This window comes from uncultured Brachyspira sp. (genome assembly GCF_944390595.1).
Classification (GTDB): domain Bacteria; phylum Spirochaetota; class Brachyspiria; order Brachyspirales; family Brachyspiraceae; genus Brachyspira.
Window position 1 is genome coordinate 32,921 of record NZ_CALXRN010000067.1, and the last position, 21,307, is coordinate 54,227.

Below are 21,307 nucleotides of genomic sequence, written 5' to 3' on the forward strand. Positions count from 1 at the left end.
TTTTATAGTTTTAAAAAAATAAATAATTATAATATTAATTAAAAAGTCATATTTAATTAGTTTCTTTTTTGCGTATAATTATACAATAGGGAGAAAATTATTATGAGCGAAAGAGACGAATTAAATAATGGAGATGAAAATTCTTCAGCAGAAAAAGAAAAGAAATTATCAAAATATGCTTACGGAGGTATAAAAGGCGAGGATTATATGCCGTTTGTACCATCAAATATTAATATGCCTGAGATGACAGTATATTCTATTATTTTGGGTGTTGTTTTTGCAATTATATTTGCTTCTGCTAATACATATTTAGGTCTTAAAGTTGGTCTTACAATATCTTCAGGTATTCCTGGTGCTATACTTTCTATAGCTATATTCAAAAATTTATTTAAAAGAAATAATATATTAGAATCAAGTTTAACATCAGCACTTTCTGCATCAGGACAGTCAATAGCAGCAGGAGTTATATTTATACTTCCGGCTGTAATTTTATTTGGAATGGATCTTTCCGTATTAACCATAGTTACTATTACAGCATTGGCAGCTTTGATGGGATGCTATTTTATTACGCCTATAAGAAAATATTTAATTGTAGAAGAGCATGGAAAATTAATATATCCGGAAGCTATGGCTCAATCTGAAGTTTTGGTTATAGGAACTGAGGGAGGCAAAGGATTAAAATATGTTTTAACAGGTTTATTTTCTGGTTTTATATATAAGCTGCTTTCAGGAGGCTTTGGTTTTTGGAAAGAAAAAGCCTCTTATGTAATACATTCATATCAAAATACTATGATAGGTGTTGATACATTAGTTTCATTGCTTGGTCTTGGTTTTATTATTGGTATAAGAAGTTCTGCTATAATGTTTGCAGGAGGCATCATGTCATGGCTTGTATTTATACCTCTAATAAAATATTTTGGTTCTAATCTTGATATAGCTATTTTTCCGTCAAAATCTTTAATATCTAATATGACTGCACAGGAGATTTGGAGCAGTTATATTGTTTATATTGGTGCTGGTGCTTTGGCTATGGGAGGCTTCATATCTTTAGCTAAATCAGTTCCAACAATAGTAAGTTCATTATCTAAATCAATAAGAAATATTAATAATAATTTATACAATATTGATAGAATAAATAGAGATGCTCCTATTACAATGATTTTATTAGCAGCTGTAATTGGTTTTGCAGGAACTTGTTTTCTTCCAAGTATAAAAGGGGGTGTATTGGGAGGATTGTCAGCTGTATTATTTTCTTTCTTTTTTGCAGTCGTATCTGCCAGTATAGTAGGTATTGTTGGTGCAAGCAATAATCCTGTTTCAGGAATGACTATAGCGGCACTTTTAATAGTTGCTTCAATATTTAAATTTACAGGATATATAGGAGAGTCTGGAATTAAAGCAGCACTTTTAGTTTGCGGCGTTGTATCAATTTCAACTTCAGCATCAGGAGGTACAACCCAATCATTAAAATCTACATTTATAATAGGAGGTACTCCAAAGAATGTTCAATTAGGAGTAGTTATATCCTTGATTGCAGCATCATTTGCTTCCGGAGCTACTCTTATTCTTATGCAGAATGTTTATGGGCTTGGAACTGACTCTGTACCTGCACCTCAGGGGGTATTAATGAAACTTATAGTTGAAGGTATAATGTCATCACAGCTTCCTTGGACTTTAGTTGTAATAGGTGCTTTTATAGCTGTATTTTGTTCTATGACAGATTTGCCGGTTCTTGCTATTGCTTTGGGATTGTATTTGAATGTAAGTTTAACAGCTTCTATATTTATAGGGGCATTAATTAGAAAATTAGTTGAGTATAAATTTAGAAATGATAATAATTCAAATGAAAAGGCTGTGAAGAAAGGAATATTATTATCATCCGGTTTAGTTGCCGGGGATTCAATAACCGGTGTTATCATTGCTTTAATAACTGCATTTAATATAAATATTAATTTTGGAGAAAAAGTATTTGATTTCGGAAGTTTGTCAGCATTTATTATGTATATTTTATTTGCTGTATTTATGTATTTGTATATTATAAAAAAATCAAAAGATAATAGAAATATTAATTGCTTATCGAAAAATAAATTATAAATGTATTGAAATTATTAACTTTATATGCAATATCTATATAGCATAATAAAAAATAATATAGATAATATTGATATTTTAAAAATATGTGATATATATATTTGTTTTTTTATATGTTGTTTTTATTATGATATTAATGTATATTAGTAGGAAGATATTTTGCGGAGATTTTTATATGGTATATAACAGTATTCTTGATTTGATAGGAAACACTCCTATTGTAAGATTGAAAAATATAGAATCACAATTTAATTTAGGCAGTAAAATAGAACTTTATGGAAAAGTAGAAAAAGTCAACCCTGCTGGTTCTATAAAAGATAGAGCAGTTAAGCAAATAATAACAGATTTGTTCAAAGATGGTAAATTAAAAGCCGGAGATACAATAATAGAGCCTACATCAGGCAATACAGGCATAGCTATGGCGGCTATAGGAAGATATTTAAAATTAAATGTTATAATAGTGATGCCTTCTTCTATGTCTGAAGAGAGAAGAAAACTAATAAGAGATTACGGGGCTAAATTAGAATTAGTTGATGGAGGAATGGATGCTGCTGTAGAAAGAGCTGAGCAATTAAATAAAAAAATTCCAAATTCTATTATTCCTGGACAATTTGTAAATGAATCTAATGTTATGGCACATTATATTACAACAGCTGTGGAGATATTTAAAGATATTCCAAATGTGGATTATATTTTTTCAGGTATCGGTACTGGAGGCACTATCACTGGAATAGGACAATATGTGAGAGATAACAATAAAAAAACTCAAGTTATAGGAGTTCAGCCAGAATCATCACCTATACTTACAAAAGGAAAAACTGGGCCTCATAAAATACAAGGTATAGGTCCTAATTTTGTACCTAAAATTTTAGATTTAGATGTTGTAAATGGAATAGTAGATGTATCAGATGATAATGCTATTAATACAGCAAAGGATATATGTTTTTATGAAGGATTATTTGTAGGAATATCATCCGGAGCATGCGTATATGCTGCAATTGATTTTTCTAAAAAATTAAATAGAACAGAAAAAAGTATCAAGCTCCTTTGTATTTTACCGGACACAGGAGAGAGATATTCTTGGAATTAATTTATTATTGGATACAATTATGAAATTAAAAACTTTTAGTGAATTACCAAATCAAAAATCTATTAAAGAAATGATCAAACTTGTAAGAGATTATGCTTTTCCAAATTTTTTTAGAGAATCAGAAAATAGAGATATGGTAAAAAAAAGCATAGCAAAACTTTATATGAAAATAGTTACAGATGATTCAGCATTGCTTGATTTTATAGAGCAGCTGGATGATATTACATTAAGTTTAGAAAAAGATTTAGAGTTCTTTTTTCAGTCAGATCCGGCATCAAAATCTTATGATGAAATAGTATTAACATACCCTGGTTTTAGAGCTATATTTCATTATAGAATAGCACATATATTTTATAATCAAAAAGAATATTTAATAGCAAGAACGATATCTGAATTTGCACATTCCAAAACAGGCATAGATATTCACCCTGGTGCATCTATAGGAGACTATTTTTTTATAGATCATGGAACAGGTATTGTTATAGGTGAAACTACAATAATAGGACATCATGTTAAAATTTATCAAGGAGTTACATTAGGTGCTTTATCTTTGACTAACGGCAGAAGTTTGGAAGGTAAGAAAAGACATCCTACCGTTTGCGATTATGTTACTATATATGCTAATGCTTCAATATTTGGAGGAAATACAGTTATAGGGGAAAATGCTATTATAGGTGCTAACTGTATTGTATTGGAATCAGTTGAAGAAAATAAAAAGGTAACATTATAAAAATAGTTTGTTTTAATAATTTATATAATATCTATGTTTTTATATAATATTAGAATTTGGGACCATATCTGTATCCAAGTTGTATGCCGATATCTACATTTCCAAATGTTTCATCTTTAACTACATTTAGATAGCTGCTTGTTTGCACCAATAACTTCCGAAATCATATCCTATATAAAATCCCAAATTAATGGATGAATCTAGGCCGGCAAAGAAATAATAATCAAATGTTCCTCTTATATAAAGTCTTAAGTAATGATCATGGTTTATTTCTTTTTCTCCAGTTTCAGGACTATAATATATAGAATTTGGAGTTAATGTAATTTTGTATCCTATATTTAATCCTATTGAGCATGAATAAAAATTGAATTTAGGCATTATTCCGAAGTACAAATCATTATCTATAAATTTATATTGTACTTTATCATCATATTTAGAATATTTAGATTCTGTATAACTATATCCTAATACTCCTAATAAACTCACTCCCATTTCCTCTTTTATTTGAAACATATAGCCAAGATTTGCTTCAATACCTCCTTGAAAATTAACTTTACCCTTAGGATTGCCTTGAACATCTACATTTTTGTGTACTACAGTAATACCCATACCTAAAGGTACATTAATTATAGCTTCAAATCCTCCTTTTATTTCTGAAAATGATGTTTTATATGTTGATATTAATAAAATAATAAATATTATATATTTTTTATATTGCATTTACTCTCCATTATGTACTTTTAGTTATAATAATATAGTTTTTTTAATATAAATATTTACTTTTTATTGAAAAAATAGTATATTAAAGCGTTCAATTTATTTACTATAATATACTTTTTAATATATTACAAGTGCATGATAATTAAAACTACAAAAATGCTGGAGATGTCTGAAGTATGAAGAAAAAATGTCTTATTTTGTTGATTTGTTTGGTTATTGGATTGTTAATATTTTCAGTAATTTCATGTTCTAAGAAGTTAAACCCATTTAATCCTGAAACTGAACCATCTTGGTTTTTGAAGCCTGAAGATCAGATCAAACCTTTTATGCAGGAAACTATAATTTTTAGGAGTGAGGTAAATAATAATAATGCTGATTCTCCAAAAAAGATATATAGAATACCAGGCATAACGGTTTCGGAAAAAAATACTATAATAGCAGTTGCTGATAATAGGAAAGACAGTTATCTTGATGTAGGTTTTGATGGTTCTAAAGCAATAGATATTGTTGTGAGAAGAAGTACAGACGGAGGTATAACTTGGGGTCCTGAAATAACGATACCTCCTATAGCTTTAGATAATAAAAATGCCCATGGAGATTCATTATTTTTTTCTTGTGCAAATGGAGATTTAGTTGTTTTATGTGCAGCATGAGGCGGATATAAGCAAGCTGCAGGTTTTGGAAAATCAAAAATCATGATATCAAGAAGTACAGATGACGGGTTAACTTGGAGTGATTGGGAACTTGCAAAAGGAGATATAAATAATTTTGGACAAGGTTTATTAAAAGGATATACCAGAGGTTTTGCTGTTTCAGGTACAGGGTCTAGGATTAATAATGGAACTCTAATGGGGGCTATGATGATTAATAATGATAATTTTAGCAATCCTGCTGCTGCTGTTATAGTTTCAACTGATAATGGATATAATTGGAAAGTTAGAAGTATAGCTAAAAGAAAATCGGGTACTCAGGATGAGCCTAAAGTAGTTACTCAATTAAATGATGGTAGAATTTTATTATCTGTACGTTCCGGACCTTATGACGGAGTGAATAAAAGTAGAGTTTGGTTTAGATCTGCTGCTAATTTAGGTTCTTCTTGGGAAGAGCTTAATCCTGCAGGTAATTTTTATGACGGTGCATGTAATGCTGAGGGTATTTTGTTTACTTCTACTAAAGAAGGGTATAATAAGAACAGACTTATACATTTAGCATTAGATTCAAATGCAGATAGAAGAAATTTAACATCTTTTATAAGTTATGATGAAGGGAATAGTTGGAAAAAACTAAGAGTATTAAATTCAGGAAGAGCAGGATATTCTGCATTAGCAAGATTAAAAGACGGTACAATAATATCATTAGCTGAAGAACAAGGCGGACATGACTTGCCTTCAAGCTCTAAGGAGCTTTATAATATTGTATTTAGAAGATTTAATTTAAGATGGCTTACAGCGAATTTACCAGAATCCGATAAAGATTTTTATACCCCTCCTGAAAAGTATTGATAAGAAGATAGTAATTTAATATTGTAAAAACAAAGGAATTTATTTCCTTTGTTTTTTATTTATAAAATATTATTGAAATAATTATCAAAATAATTTACTATTATGTTAATTAAATTATGTTAATTATGTGATTTATTAAAGGATTTTTTTATGGCTTCAGTTATAACATTTGGTGAAATAATGCTAAGATTATCACCGCCTTCAAATTTAAGATTTGTTCAAACAGATTCTTATGATGCGAGATTCGGAGGCGGAGAAGCTAATGTATCTTTTGCATTAGCAAATTTTGGAGTAGATACTTCATTTGTAACAAAACTGCCGAGTAATGACATAGGGCAGGCTTGTATTAATGAATTAAGAAGATATGGGGTTGATGTTTCCAATATAGTTCTGGGAGGAGATAGAATAGGAATATATTTTTTGGAGAAAGGGGCAAGTCAGAGAGGATCCAAAGTTATATATGACAGAGCTAATTCTTCTATATCAAAATCCAGTAAAGAAGATTTTAATTGGGATAAGATTTTTAATAATGCTAAATGGTTTCATTTGACAGGCATAACTCCGGCACTTGGAAAAAATGTTGCAGAGATTTGTATTGAAGCTTGCAAGAAAGCTAAAGAAAAAGGATTAACTGTAAGTTTAGATTTAAATTTCAGAAAAAAATTATGGACATCCAAAGAAGCTAATGAGACTATGAGTAAATTAATGCCTTATGTTGATATATGCGTGGCTAATGAAGAAGATGCAGAAAAAGTTTTTGGTATAAAAGCAAAGGATTCAAATGTTGTAGAGGGAAAATTATCTCATGAGGGATATAAAGATGTTGCCAAAGAGATAATGGATAGATTTAATGTAAAAAAAGTTGGTATTACTTTAAGAGGTTCTATTTCAGCAAGCGAGAATTTATGGTCTTGTATGCTTTATAATGGCAGTGAATATTTCTTTTCAAAAGAGTATTTAATAAAGATAGTTGATAGAGTAGGAGGAGGAGATAGTTTTGCTGCAGGTCTTATATATTCATTTTTGAATGGTAAAGATGACAGAGAAGCATTAGAGTTTGCTACAGCATCCAGCTGTTTAAAGCATTCTATAGAAGGTGATTTTAATGTTGTGACAGTTGATGAGGTTATGACCGTTTATAATGGAGATGCTTCCGGACGCATACAGAGATGATTAAGTTTATTGCTGTTAATGATAATTATTTATTTGGTGTTGTGAAATGATTTTTAATTTAAATAAAACGTATATAAAAGTTTTAAAAAAACAAAATATTTTAATACTTGGTGCTGCTCCAAGAAGCGGAGTTAGTATTTCTAATATTTTATATGATATTAATACTTCTATGAATCTTAATATCAAATATGCATTAAGCGATAGTAAAAGTGAAAGCGAGCTTCAGGAAAGTATAAATGCTTTAAAAGATAAAGAGGCAAAGCTTTTTTTTGGAAATCAGGAATTATCCATTTTAGATAATATTACTCTTATAATAATTTCTCCTGGAGTGCCTCGTACTATTCCTATAGTTGCTGAAGCTCAGAAACGCGGAATTAAAGTTATAGGTGAAGTAGAATTTGCATATAATCTTTTACCTAATAGAAATTATATTGCTGTAACAGGTACAGATGGAAAAACCACAACAGTTACTCTTATCCATAAAATAATAAGTTCTTATAAAAAAGCTAAACTTTTGGGTAATGTAGGAAATACATTTTCTAAAGAAATTGAAAATATAGAGGAAGGTGAAGATGTTGTATTAGAACTTTCAAGTTTTCAATTAGAAACTGTTGAAAAATTCCATGCACATATAGGTGTTATATTAAATATAGCGGAAGATCATCTTGATAGATACAGCAATATAGAAGATTATTTTAATGCCAAAAAAAATATAAGTATTAATCAAAATAAAAATGATTTTCTTATACTAAATTATGATAATATATATACGAATATCTATTATAATGAACTGATTAATAATTGTAAGATGAAGCTTTTAACATTTTCGTTAAAAAGTAAATTTGCTGATATTTATTATAATGAAGAAGATGAATGTATATATTATAATAATGAAAAATTGTTCTCTATAAAAGACAGAAAGATATTAGGCAGACATAATATAGCAAATATACTAGCAGCAGTATTAGTATGTTTGAAAGATAATATCCCTGTAGATCATATAGAGAACATTGTTAATAATTTTAAAGGCATAGAACATAGATTAGAAGTTGCTGCTGTTATAAATGGTGTTAGATATATTAATGATTCTAAAGCTACATCTATGAATGCTGTAACAAGTGCTTTGAAATCTTTTGATAGGAACATCATATTAATAATGGGCGGACGTAATAAAAATATAGATTTCACTCCTTTAAATAGTCTTCTAGAAAATAGACTTAAAAAACTTATACTTATAGGAGAAGCTGCTGAGGCACTTAATTCTATGCTTCATTTTGAAAACAAGATTATAATAAAAGATTTTACAGATGCATTTAATTATGCTTCTGCCATATCTATAGATGGTGATACAGTGCTTCTTTCTCCAGGATGTGCCAGCTTTGATATGTTTAAAAGCTATGAGGAGAGAGGTAGGTATTTTAAAAATTTAGTATATAAACTTGGTAATATTTCTGAAGAATAATATTGAAATTATTATATTTTTGTATTTGAATATTTTTAAAAATTGTTATAAAATTATTGACTAATAAAAAATATTTAATGTAAAAATAGAATATGGCTAGAAGTATTATAAACATAGTAAATATATCTAAAAGATTTGTTCACAAGGTTTTGCTTGATAATGTTAATTTGCTTATAGAAGAGAAATCTAAAATAGGCATGATTGGAAGAAACGGAGCGGGTAAAACTACTCTTTTGAAAATTCTTATGGGAATTGAAGAGCCTGATGACGGAGAAATAATACTTTCTGATGATGTAAGAATAGGTTATTTACGTCAGCAGGGGGATTTTTATGAAAATGAAAAGGTTATAGATTATCTTGTAAGAATTACAGGAAAAGAATCTTGGAAATGTTCTAAAATAGCAAGTAGGTTTGGTATAGATCATATAAAAGTTAATTATAATTTAGGCAATTTATCGAGCGGTTATAGAATGAGAGTTAAACTTTCTGAGATGATGCTTTATGAGCCTAATTTTTTAATACTTGACGAACCTTCAAACTTTTTGGATTTGAATACATTAATAGATTTAGAAAATTTTTTAATGGATTATAATGGCGGATTTTTAATAGTTTCGCATGATAGGGAATTTCTAAAAACTACTTGTGAAAAAACTATAGAAATGGAAAATGGAAAAATTACATATTTTCCTGGAGATATAGAAGATTATTTTGAATATAAAGAAGAAAAAGAATATACAATAAAAAAGTATAATAAAAATATTGAAGAGAGAAAAGCACATTTAGAAAGATTTGTAGAGAGGTTTAGATACAAAGCTACAAAGGCTAAAGCTGTTCAATCACGTATAAAGCAGATAGAAAAATTAAAGACTATAGAAATAACTCATCCTGCTAAAAATGTAAAAATCAAATTGCCTGAAGTACCTGAAAAAAAAGGTTTTGCATTGATTTCTGATGATCTTGTAATAGGGTATGGAGATAATATAGTTGCTGAGAGCGGACGTATTGAAATACCTAGAGGAAGCAGAGTTGCTGTTCTTGGACAGAATGGAGAGGGTAAAACTACATTTTTAAGAACTATAGCAGGAAGGCTTAATCCTATTTCTGGAAGCTATAATTATTCTTACGGTATAAAGATAGCATATTTCGGAGAGGATACATATAAAAATGTTACTGCCAATGATACAGTTTTGTCATACTTAAAAAAGAATGCCAAGCAAGGACTTCTTAGTCAGGAGTTATTAACTCTTTTGGGCAGTTTCTTATTTTCCGGAGATAATGTTAATAAAGATGTTAAAGTTTTAAGCGGAGGAGAGATGGCAAGACTTTCTCTTCTTTCTGCTATTACTCAATGTGCCGATGTGCTTATATTGGATGAGCCTACAAATCATTTGGATTTTGAAACTGTTGAGGCATTAGCATCTTCATTAAGAGATTACGGAGGAACAATATTTTTTACTTCGCATGATAGAACTTTTGCCAGTTTGCTTGCTGATACTATTATAGAAGTAAAGGATAAAAAACTTTCTCTTTATCCTTCAAATTATGAGGCTTATGTTTATAGAGTAAGACTTGATGCCTTGGAAGAGGAAGAAAGAGAATTAAAATATCAGGAGAATAATAAAGAAGTTTTAAGTAAAGATAATAGTTCAAACGCAGATGAAAAAAACAGTTATGAAGAAAGAAAGAAAATAAGAAATAAACTTTCTAAATATGAATCTTTGCTTAAAAAACATGAGAAACAGATAGAGGATTATAAAAAGGAAGAGGCTGAAATATTAAAATTTTTTGAAACTTCATTAGGATATGATGATGAAAAGAGCAGGAGACTTATGGAAGTAAAAAAATTAATAGAAGAAACAGAAAATGAATGGCTTTTAACTAATGAAGAAATAGATAATATAAAGTCTGCATTATAAATACTTTTATTATAAGGGAGAAAAGTAAATGAGAATTTTTAAAAATGCTAAAATTTATTCTATGGATAAAAATGATAATGTTTATGAAGCTGTTGCAGTTGATAATGGAAGAATATCTTTTGCAGGAACTAATGAAGAGGTATTAAAAAAATATCCTGAAGCTGAGGAAATAATAGATTTAGAAGGCAGAACAGTTATACCGGGATTTAATGACAGCAATGTTAATTTTGTTTCTTATGCACGTTTTAATACTATGCTTGATTTAAGTGAGTGTAAATCTATAAGAGAGGTAATAGAAATTTCTAGAGAAGCAGAAAGATATAATGATTGGGTTATAGGAAGGGGTTGGAATCAGGATTATTTTGAAGAGAAGAGAATGCTTAATAAATATGATTTGGATAATATTTCTAGTGAATATCCTGTTGCTTTTAGAAGATGCTGCGGTGAGATGATAGCTGCAAACAGCAAAGCTCTTGAAATATGCGGAATTACAAAAGATATGCAAAGCGATACTATAGATTTTGAGAATGGATTAATAAGCTCAAAATCTATGGCTTTGATTTTGGCTAAGATTAAATCATTTGAAATTGATACATTAAAATCTTTAATATTAGATACTCAGGAAGTTTTTTTCAAAATGGGTATTACTTCTGTTCAGGCAGATGATTTAAGAAGCTTGCCGGATTTAGATTATAGAAAAATTATAGATGCTTATCAAAAACTACATAGAGAAAAGAAATTAAAAATAAGAGTTTGCGAACAGGCTCAGTTTGTTAATAAAGAAGATATTGATGATTTTAGACAGTATTATTATTATCAATATATAGATGATGACAGATTTAAAGTGGGACATATTAAATTTATAATAGACGGGGGTATAGGTTCAAGAACTGCACTTTTGAAAGAAGATTATAAAGATTCTAAAGGCTTCAGAGGTGTTACTCAATATAAGCAGGATGAACTTGATGAATTAGTTGAATATGCAAATAGTTTAGATTATTCTCTTGCAATACAGGCTACAGGAGACGGAGCTATTGAGATGGCTTTAAATGCAATAGACAAAATAAAGGATACCAAAGATTTTAAATATAGAAGAAATGGTTTGGTGCATTGTCAGATTACAGATAAAGAGTTATTGGAAAGAATGAAAGAATTGAATGTAGGGATATATTATCAGCCTGTGTTCTTAAATTATGATATGCATGTGGTTGAAGATAGAGTAGGACATGATAAGGCTGCTGCAAGCTATGCTTATAAAACAGCTATGGATATAGGGGTTAATATTGGTTTTGGTTCAGCCGGACCTATTGACAGTATTAATGTTATGGAAGGTATACATTGTGCAGTTAATAGAGAAGATTTAAAAGGATGGCCTCATGGCGGATGGATGCCTCAGGAAAAACTTACAGTGAAAGAAGCAGTTTATTTATATACTATGGGAAGTGCTTATATGTCTTTTGAAGATGGTATTAAAGGAAGCATTGAAGAAGATAAACTTGCTGATTTTATAGTTTTGGATAGAGATATATTTGAAGTTGATACTAAAGAGATAAAAGATATCAAAGTATTAAAGACTATAATTGATGGTGATATAGTTTATAGTGCCTAATAATTAATTTGATATGATGAAGGATTTGGATTTTTCCAGATCCTTTTTTATTTTGTTAATATAAAACAAATCAAAAATTATTGTAATATTAAGAAAATATAATATGATATAGGAGCAGTTAATATTACACTGTCAAATATATCAAATACTCCTCCATGACCTGGAAATAATTTGCTTGAATCTTTAGTATCATACATTCTTTTTATGAGACTTTCTCCCATATCTCCAAGAAATCCTGTTATTGTAAATATTGATGTTAATAATATTATTTGCGGAAGAGTAAAATTTGGTATATTTTTACCTAGAAAAATGGTTAAATATCCTTTAGAATATAGATAATAGTATAAAATTCCAATAGGTATTGTAAATATAAACATTCCGACTAATCCTTCATAGCTTTTATTTGGTGAAGCACTATTAGAAAGTTTATGTTTTCCTATTTTTCTTCCGACAACATATCCTCCGGTATCGCTGAGCCAAGCACATAATAAAATAAATACGATATAATATTTTCCGCTAGGCATAAAACGCATAAGAGATATATGCCATACTCCTAAACCGACATATATAAAGCAAAATACAGCAGTTAATATTGCTCTTCCTTTTTCTTCAAAAGTAGAAACATTAACTTTAAAAATATTTATTATAAATAATACCGCTATTAAAGCAAAAACCATTACTAAAGATAAATCCATTGAAGGGTTTTTTGTTTCTATTATTTTATAAAGGTTTGAAAAATCGCCTCTGAATACATTAAGTCCGCATATAGTTATTATATATCCTAAAACCATAGCTATCATTGATGCTACTACTGTTCTAAAATTTTTCTGCCTATGAACTTTTGCCATGTAAAATATTTCTAATGCACTAAGAATGGATATAGATAATATAAGAAGATGAAATAAATATATAACTTTATCATAAAACATTATTATAGTAAATAATGGAAGAGTAATTGCTACAGATATTAATCTTTTCTTCATGATAAATTAAAGGCCTCCATATCTTCTATTTCTATTAGAGTATTCATCTATAGCTTTTTTGAAATTATCTTTAGATAAATCAGGCCATAATATATCGGTAAAATATAATTCGCTATATGATGCCTGATACATAAGAAAATTACTTAATCTTGATTCTCCGGACGTTCTTATTATAAGGTCAGGATCTGGCGTATCTTTTGTATATAAGTAATTTTTAATAAAGTTTTCATCGATATTTTCTATATCTATTTTATTATTTTTTACATCATAACATATATTTTTTACAGCATTTTTTAATTCGTCTCTAAATCCATAATTCAAAGCTAATATTACAGTTAATATCGGATTTTTGCATTTCTCTAATGTTTCTTTTTCTGTTTCTTCTATTGTTTTTATAGTATCTTTTGGAAATGCCGTAATATCGCCTATATGTTTTACTAATATATTATTTGAAATTAGTCTTTTAATTTCTTTTTTGTAAAACTCTTTTAATAATTGAAATAAAGCCTTCTTTTCTTCCTCAGGTCTTTTCCAATTTTCTGTAGAAAAAGCATATAGGGTCAAATATTTTATATTAATTTCACAGCATGCTTCTACTATATTAATTACATTTTCACTTCCTGCTCTATGACCGTAACTTCTGCTTTTATTATGAGCATTAGCCCATCTGCCATTGCCATCCATGATTATAGCCACATGTGTAGGAATTTTCGACTCATCAGTAATCATATAGTATCTAATTCTTTTTCTTTTGCTGAGATTAGTTCATCAATCTTTTTGATATATAAGTCAGTATCATTTTGTATTTTTTTCTCTTGAGATTTTGATTCATCTTCAGTAATTGTTTTATCTTTTAATTCTTTTTTTATTTTATCGTTTTCATCTCTTCTTATATTGCGTACCGCTATTTTAGCATCTTCTCCTCTATGTCTTACACCTTTTTTTAATTCTTCCCTTCTTTCTTTTGTAAGCTCAGGTACAACTATTCTAATATTTCCGCCATCATTGAAAGGATTAAAACCTAAATCAGCTTTTAATATAGCTTTTTCTATGTCACTAACTAAACCTTTGTCAAACGGCTGTATCATAATAGTTCTTGAATCCGGAGTAGAAATATTACCTACTTGTTTTAACGGCATGTTGCTTCCATAAGCTTCTACTTTAACTCCATCCAATATTGAAGCATTAGCTCTTCCTGTTCTTATACCTTTTAAATCATTTTGCAAACTTGAAATAGCCTTTTCCATTCTATCTTTATACGATTCTTTTGACATAGATAAAACCTCTTTTATTATAAATAATATTTATTTTAATAGATTATAATTTAATATAATACTATTGTCAAGTTAATTCTTTATATACGGTATTATATATGTTCTTTACATTTTATACAAATATGCTCTAAAATATACTAGAAAATTATAAAGATTATTAATATTATGTGCTTATAATTTCTATTTTTAATAAAATATATATAATTTCAATGTATTCTAAATTGTTTTTAATAAAATAAAATTAATTTTGAATTTAATATATTGAATTATTTATTTTATCTTATATAATTAAACTATGTATTTATTAGAATTTAAAGAAATATCAAAAGAAGTTATTTGGGGCGGAAATACACTTGCTTCATTATATTCTAAGCCTTTTGATAAGAATAAAGCTATAGGTGAGAGTTGGGAAATTTGCGATCTGCCTAATGATAATAATATTGTTGTTAATGGAGAACTCAAAGGAAGAACTTTATCATCTTTAGTAAAAGAATATGGGACTAAACTTTTAGGAACTAAATTTAAAGAGGATTATTTTCCTCTTCTTATAAAACTTATAGATGCAAGAGATAAACTGTCAATACAAGTTCATCCTGATGAAGAATATGCCATTAAGAGACATAATAAGCATGGTAAGAATGAAATGTGGTATGTGATGAATACAGACGGTGATGCAAAACTTCTCATAGGATTAAAAGAAAATTTTACTAAAGAAGATTTAAAAAATGCTTTAAATGATAAAAAAAATATAGAAGATATGTTTAATTATTTTGATATTAAAGCAGGAGATGCTTTCTATATTCCTAACGGATGCATACATGCCATACTTGGTAATTCTGTTATAGCTGAGATACAAACTCCAAGCGATGTTACATATAGACTTTATGATTGGAACAGAGTTGATAAAAATGGAAAATCAAGAGAACTTCATATAGAAGATTCATTTAATGTTATTAAAGATATAAATGCTTACAGTTTAAAATCTGATAAAAAAAATAAATTTAAAGATGCCTTATTAGAAATTAATACAATATTTTCAAATGAATATTTTACAGCTGAGGAATATATAGTTAAAAATAATTTCTCTTCAAAAACTAATGATGAAAGTTTTGAGATAATTATTGTTGCAGATGGCAATGGCATAATAAAATCTAATATAAATGATAATATTATTAATCTCCATTCTGGCAAAACGGTTTTAATACCAGCCAGTTTGGGTGAATATATAATAAACACTGATAATAGTATAAAATTTTTGAGGATAACTTTATAATATGAGCTATATTATAGAATTAAAAGATGTTTATAAAACTTTTGGACCGCAGAAAGTATTGAATGGTGTTAATCTCAAAGTTAATAGAGGTGAAACATTATCTGTAATAGGTAATTCAGGATGCGGAAAAAGTGTTCTTATAAAACATTTAATAGGACTTCTTCAGCCCGATTCCGGTACAATAATAATAGACGGACATGATATCAATCAGATTTCAGATAATGAATTAACAGAGGTGCGTAAAAAATTTGCTATGGTTTTTCAAGGTGCAGCTTTATTCGATTCATTGAATGTTTATGAAAATGTAAGTTTCGGATTAAGAAGAATAAAAAAGGGTATGCCGGAAGAAAGAATAAAAGTAAAAGTTGCAGAAGTATTGGAGATGGTAGGTATGCCTAATATAGAACATAAGATGCCTTCCGAACTTTCCGGAGGTATGAAAAAGCGTGTGGGATTAGCACGTGCTATAGCTATGGACCCTGAGATATTGCTATACGATGAGCCTACAACTGGTTTGGATCCTGTTATGTCTAGGGTTATAGACGATTTAATAGTAAAAATGCAGTCTATACTTAATGTTACAAGCATAGTTATTACACATGATATGACCAGTGTATTTAGAATGTCGGATAGAGTTGTTATGCTGCATAAAGGACAGATTATAGAAGGAGGAGACCCTGATCATTTGCATGAGATAGAAAATCCTCATTTAAAGTTCTTTTTTATGAGCAGTATAGCTAAAAAAGGTGAAGATATAGAAAGTATAAGACCAAAAGATTAATATTATTTTTATATATAATTTTTAGGATAAGGACAGCATATGAAAAATAAAGTAAAATTAGGCATATTTTTTATCATTACTATTGTAATATTTGTATGTGCAATAGTATTGTTAGGTAATTTCAAGTTGAAAGGTGATGGATATAGAATATATGTAGACTATGTATTTATCGGTGATTTGCAGGAAAATGGTAAAGTCTCATATAGAGGCGGCGGAATACAGATAGGCTTTATTGAAAAGATAAGCATTAATGCAGATGGTACAATAAGAGTAACTTTGTTTATAACCGATAAAACTGTTATTATTCCAGAAGGTACAAAATTCTCTATACAAACAGTTGGTTTAGGATTGGGAGAAAAATACATAATGGTATCTCCTCCTGCCATAGATACTACAGGAATGAAAAGTATAGCTCCTGAAAGTGTGGTTAAAGGAGTTGAACCTTTCAGTATAGAAACTACTTTAGGTTCTATCGGTGATATAGGTAAAGATTTAAATTTTCAAGAGTTCTCATCAATAATTACTAATCTTGCTCAAACTATTAACATGATTTCAGATGTTATAGGTACTAATGAAGAAAATATTACAAAATCTATTTCAAATGTTAATGACAGTTTATCACATATTAACAGTATTACAAAGGATTTAGCATCTGTTATTAATGATGTTGAAAATGGAAATGGAACAGCAGGAGCTTTATTTAAAGATGCTGGAATGAAGACTAATATTTCTGCAATAATTACTAACTTGAAAATATTTAGCGAGAAATTGAGAGATAACCCTTCAGTTCTTCTTTTTAGAGAAAAGGAAGTTAAGTAGCATATTGTTACGGGGGATTTTCTTATGATAGATGATTTCATGACTTTGATAATGAAAAGTATTTCAGGGAGTAAAGTGAAAAAAAATAAATTGTCAGATAAAGAAGCAGAATATATAAAGATACAGGATGAAATAAAGAAATTTTCTAAGAGTAAATTGAACAGATGTTTAAAAGATGCTGAAAAAATAGCAGTTAAAGCTGGTAAATTTTCTTTGAAATATTTCGGATGTCCGAAAAAAGTTTCCAAGAAAGGTAAGACCGATTTATTTACAGAAATAGATGTAAAAAATGAGACTATAATAAGGGAATATCTGATGAAAAAATATCCGGGTTTTGGATTTTTTGGTGAAGAATCTAATAATCCGGATAATAAAGATTTCCTTTGGATAGTAGACCCTATTGATGGAACAAGTAATTTTATACATGGATATCCTTTTTATTGCGTATCAATAGGCTTGGCTTATAAAGGAGTGCCTATACTAGGAGTTATATATGCTCCTTTAACAGATTCCGTTTATAAAGCACATGTAAAATCAAAGGCATATAAGAATAATAAAGTAATTAAAGTCAGCAATAATAATAAGTTAATAGAATCTGTTGTAATAACTGGTTTTTATTATAATGCTAGTGTTGATGATTATTTTTTGCATGACAGAATGGTGGATTTTGCCAATATGGTTAAAAGGAGTCTAGCATTAAGAAGAGATGGTTCAGCTGCATTGGATATATGCATGGTGGCAGAGGGTGCTGCTGATGGTTTTTTTGAGTATGGATTATCTCCTTGGGATGTATGTGCAGGAACTATAATATTAAAGCAAGCCGGCGGAATGGTAAGCAATATAAAAATGAATGAATATAATATCTTTTCAAAAAAGCAATATATAGCAAGCAATAAAAAAATTCACAAAGAAATGATAAATGTACTTGAATAAGTTTGTAATCAATATAAAATATATTAACTTAAAAATTTTAATAATCTAAAGGAATATTTTATGGTAGAGGGAAAAAGAGGAAAAATTATTCAGGTTGTAGGTTCTACCCTAGATGCTGAATTTGAAGAAGGTCATCTTCCTCCTATATTAAATGCACTTTATATAGATAAAGAAGTAGAAGGAATTCAAAGACATATAGTTTGTGAAGTTCAGCAGCATTTGGGCGGCGGGAGAGTAAGAGCTATAGCTTTAGAATCTACAGATGGTTTATCAAGAGGAGACGATGTATTTGATAGCGGAAATCATATAATGGTTCCAGTTGGAAATGAAACTATAGGCAGAATATTCAATGTTTTAGGTCAAACAGTTGATAAAGGCGAACCTATAGCTGCTAAAGAATATAGATCTATACATGCTGCTCCTCCTAAGTTTGAAACATTAGAACCTAAGCTGGAAATTTTTGAAACTGGTATCAAAGTAATAGACTTATTAGCTCCCTATATCAAAGGAGGAAAAACGGGTTTATTCGGCGGTGCCGGAGTAGGAAAAACAGTTCTTATAATGGAGCTTATACATAATATAGCAAGCGAACATGGAGGATATTCTGTATTTGCAGGTGTTGGAGAGAGAACTAGGGAAGGAAACGATTTATGGTGCGAGATGAAAGAGTCTGGCGTTATAAATAAAACCTGCTTAGTTTACGGACAAATGAATGAGCCGCCTGGAGCAAGACTTAGAGTAGCATTATCAGCCTTGACTATGGCAGAATATTTCAGAGATTCAGCTGGTTTGGATGTATTATTGTTCATTGACAACATATTTAGATTTACTCAGGCTGGAAGTGAAGTATCAGCATTGCTTGGACGTATGCCTTCAGCTGTTGGTTATCAGCCTACTTTAGCAACTGAGATGGGAGGATTGCAGGAGAGAATAACATCTACTAAAAATGGCTCCATTACCTCAATACAGGCTGTTTATGTACCTGCTGACGACCTTACAGACCCAGCTCCGGCTACAGCATTTACACACCTTGATGCTACGACTGTATTATCAAGGGAGGTTAGTGAAAAAGGTATATATCCTGCTGTAGATCCTTTGGCTTCAACAAGCAGAATATTGGATCCAAATATTTTAGGTCAGGAACATTATGATGTTGCCAGAAAAGTTCAGCATATACTTCAAAGATATAAAGATTTACAGGATATTATTGCAATACTTGGAGCAGATGAGCTTTCAGAAGATGATAAATTGGTTGTAGCACGTGCTAGAAAAATAGAGCAGTTTTTAAGCCAGCCATTTTTTGTAGGAGAACAGTTTACAGGACTTCAGGGAAGATATGTAAAATTGGAAGATACTATAAGAAGCTTTAAGGGAATTTGTAACGGTGATTATGATGATTTGCCAGATCAGGCATTTAGATTTGTAGGATCTATAGAAGAGGCTGTTTCTAAAGCTAAAACTATGGCAAGTTAAAATTATTAATAAATAACAATATTATACCGATGATTGAAACAGTATATAATTTATTCAGGTTGCTGATATGATTTTTAAAGTTAATGAAGATATATTGAAAAAGAGATTAAAATTTTATATGCCTGTACTTTTTATTTTGGCAGGGATTATTTCTGTATCTGCTTTTTCTATTTTATTAAAAACTGTTTATCAATTGTCTAATTCTTTAATAAGTTATTTATATATATTTATTTTTCTTTTAATTATTGTTTTTTCTTTAAGTATTTATTTTGACTGCCTTAAATTGGAAAAAGGTAAATCTATTCCTATAGGTAAGATATATGTATTAAAAGCAGGCATAGCTGTAGTTTTGGTTGCTGTTTTTTCATATAGTGTCCATATATATCTTGGTAGCATTTCTTTATTTGAAATGCTTAATATACGTCTTATAATGGTTATATTTTTAATAACTATAGCTATGTCCATTGCTTCTATTTCTTTTAATATATTAGTTGGTCCTATATATAAGAAAACAGGTCAGAAAGAATATCATCTTCCTATGATATATCACTTTCTTCCTATTTCTATGGCTACAATGATCTTTGTAGTTACTTTAGTTAATGGTATGCATTACAGATCAGAAGTAGCTTATGATAAAACTCATGATGTTATATTAAAAAAACAATATGCCAATGATTTTGTTAATAGTTTCTATAGCAGTGTTAACAAATATGTTGATATATCAGATAATATTGTTTCATATATGAATTTAATATCAGTAAATAGATATGGATTAAATGACTATGTAAATGTAATAGCAAGATATTTAAGTACAAGATATGCTAATGATCATAATATAGTGTCTTTTTCTATATTTTTTAATGATAAAGAAAATATTAATGTTAATGTTGCTGGTGAAAATATAGAAAACATATTGGTAAATTGGCAGTATAATATTGATAATTTGATAACAATAAGTACTAATTTCAGACCTAATATTTCTGCTAATAATGCTAGTAAATTATTAGCAAATACAAATTCTATTGTAGATATAAATCAGAATAATGAAACATTTTATATACATACTCCTATTGTCTTTAATGGCAACAATGTAGGCTTTACAACTTTAGAAGTTAGAAGTTCTATTTATATGGATGTATTAAACAAGTTTGGAGTTAAAAATAATATTAATATTTTTATAGCGGATTCATTATATTCTATTAAACTTTCTAATAATCCTACAGCTATACCTGATATGCAGAGGGAATTAGATAACAAAGTTTCAGCCGGTTATTTAAAAGATTCTAAGAATGATAGTTTTTTAAATTCAATAAAGACTGTAAAAGTTATTTATCTTAGAGAATCTAATACATATGCCATCAAATATTTATTATTTGACAGTATATATATAATGAATGTTTGGCGTTATGGCGAGTCTTATAGAGAAAATACAATCTTCAGAAACACAGTTATAAAATCTTCTATAAGTATTTATTTAG

17 protein-coding genes and 2 pseudogenes are annotated in these 21,307 nt (G+C 29.0%); 15 read left to right on the forward strand and 4 right to left on the reverse strand.

What is annotated here, in order from left to right:
• Positions 1–102 precede the first annotated feature (102 nt).
• The 3 genes from Q0J90_RS03540 to epsC all read left to right on the forward strand — a co-directional run bounded on the left by Q0J90_RS03540 (position 103) and on the right by epsC (position 3,911).
• Positions 103–2,094, forward strand: a complete 1,992-nt coding sequence (locus tag Q0J90_RS03540) for an OPT family oligopeptide transporter (RefSeq protein ID WP_297276597.1) — start codon at positions 103–105, stop codon at positions 2,092–2,094.
• Between the two features lie 172 nt (positions 2,095–2,266).
• A complete protein-coding gene (locus tag Q0J90_RS03545; protein WP_297276598.1) occupies positions 2,267–3,181 on the forward strand; it encodes a PLP-dependent cysteine synthase family protein in 915 nt (304 codons plus the stop codon).
• Between the two features lie 19 nt (positions 3,182–3,200).
• On the forward strand, positions 3,201–3,911 hold the full coding sequence (gene epsC / locus Q0J90_RS03550) for a serine O-acetyltransferase EpsC (protein WP_297276599.1): 711 nt from the start codon (positions 3,201–3,203) through the stop codon (positions 3,909–3,911).
• Between the two features lie 126 nt (positions 3,912–4,037).
• On the opposite strand, the gene Q0J90_RS03555 is transcribed toward epsC, so the two are convergent.
• Positions 4,038–4,631: a hypothetical protein gene (locus Q0J90_RS03555; RefSeq protein ID WP_297276600.1), complete on the reverse strand. Its 594-nt coding sequence runs from the start codon at positions 4,629–4,631 to the stop codon at positions 4,038–4,040.
• A 176-nt stretch (positions 4,632–4,807) separates the two neighbouring features.
• On the opposite strand from Q0J90_RS03555, the gene Q0J90_RS03560 reads away from it, so the two are divergent.
• From Q0J90_RS03560 to Q0J90_RS03585, 6 genes and pseudogenes are all read left to right on the forward strand, one after another.
• Complete coding sequence (locus Q0J90_RS03560; RefSeq protein WP_297276601.1) at positions 4,808–5,284, forward strand: sialidase family protein; 477 nt, start codon at positions 4,808–4,810, stop codon at positions 5,282–5,284.
• Positions 5,285–5,314: 30 nt separating this feature from the next.
• A pseudogene (locus Q0J90_RS03565) lies at positions 5,315–6,133 on the forward strand (sialidase family protein); the annotation flags it as partial.
• A 150-nt stretch (positions 6,134–6,283) separates the two neighbouring features.
• A complete protein-coding gene (locus Q0J90_RS03570) occupies positions 6,284–7,306 on the forward strand; it encodes a sugar kinase (RefSeq protein ID WP_297276602.1) in 1,023 nt (340 codons plus the stop codon).
• 46 nt (positions 7,307–7,352) lie between these two features.
• Positions 7,353–8,768, forward strand: a complete 1,416-nt coding sequence (gene murD / locus Q0J90_RS03575; RefSeq protein ID WP_297276603.1) for a UDP-N-acetylmuramoyl-L-alanine--D-glutamate ligase — start codon at positions 7,353–7,355, stop codon at positions 8,766–8,768.
• Positions 8,769–8,860: 92 nt separating this feature from the next.
• Complete coding sequence (locus Q0J90_RS03580) at positions 8,861–10,684, forward strand: ABC-F family ATP-binding cassette domain-containing protein (RefSeq protein WP_297276604.1); 1,824 nt, start codon at positions 8,861–8,863, stop codon at positions 10,682–10,684.
• Positions 10,685–10,712: 28 nt separating this feature from the next.
• Complete coding sequence (locus Q0J90_RS03585) at positions 10,713–12,293, forward strand: amidohydrolase (protein ID WP_297276605.1); 1,581 nt, start codon at positions 10,713–10,715, stop codon at positions 12,291–12,293.
• A 77-nt stretch (positions 12,294–12,370) separates the two neighbouring features.
• Here the strand turns inward: Q0J90_RS03585 and Q0J90_RS03590 are convergent, their stop codons facing one another.
• From Q0J90_RS03590 to frr, 3 genes are read right to left on the reverse strand one after another with little or no spacing between them, the layout of a single operon-like run.
• Positions 12,371–13,276, reverse strand: coding sequence for a phosphatidate cytidylyltransferase (locus Q0J90_RS03590; RefSeq protein WP_297276606.1), 906 nt, complete (start codon positions 13,274–13,276; stop codon positions 12,371–12,373).
• Between the two features lie 6 nt (positions 13,277–13,282).
• Positions 13,283–14,005, reverse strand: a complete 723-nt coding sequence (locus Q0J90_RS03595; protein ID WP_297276607.1) for an isoprenyl transferase — start codon at positions 14,003–14,005, stop codon at positions 13,283–13,285.
• Positions 14,002–14,550 carry a ribosome recycling factor gene (frr, locus tag Q0J90_RS03600; protein ID WP_028329620.1) on the reverse strand — a complete coding sequence of 183 codons (549 nt, stop codon included), beginning with the start codon at positions 14,548–14,550 and terminating at the stop codon, positions 14,002–14,004. The genes Q0J90_RS03595 and frr overlap by 4 nt, the downstream gene beginning before the upstream one ends.
• Before the next feature lie 295 nt (positions 14,551–14,845).
• On the opposite strand from frr, the gene Q0J90_RS03605 reads away from it, so the two are divergent.
• From Q0J90_RS03605 to Q0J90_RS03630, 6 genes and pseudogenes are all read left to right on the forward strand, one after another.
• A complete protein-coding gene (locus tag Q0J90_RS03605; protein ID WP_297276608.1) occupies positions 14,846–15,823 on the forward strand; it encodes a type I phosphomannose isomerase catalytic subunit in 978 nt (325 codons plus the stop codon).
• 1 nt (position 15,824) lies between these two features.
• Entirely contained in the window at positions 15,825–16,604 is a 780-nt protein-coding gene (locus tag Q0J90_RS03610; RefSeq protein WP_297276609.1) for an ABC transporter ATP-binding protein, read from the forward strand.
• Positions 16,605–16,643: 39 nt separating this feature from the next.
• Entirely contained in the window at positions 16,644–17,423 is a 780-nt protein-coding gene (locus tag Q0J90_RS03615) for an MlaD family protein (protein ID WP_297276610.1), read from the forward strand.
• 24 nt (positions 17,424–17,447) lie between these two features.
• Entirely contained in the window at positions 17,448–18,356 is a 909-nt protein-coding gene (locus Q0J90_RS03620) for an inositol monophosphatase (RefSeq protein ID WP_297276611.1), read from the forward strand.
• A gap of 60 nt (positions 18,357–18,416) precedes the next feature.
• Complete coding sequence (atpD, locus tag Q0J90_RS03625) at positions 18,417–19,829, forward strand: F0F1 ATP synthase subunit beta (protein WP_297276612.1); 1,413 nt, start codon at positions 18,417–18,419, stop codon at positions 19,827–19,829.
• A gap of 67 nt (positions 19,830–19,896) precedes the next feature.
• Positions 19,897–21,307, forward strand: a pseudogene (locus Q0J90_RS03630) (methyl-accepting chemotaxis protein); the annotation flags it as partial.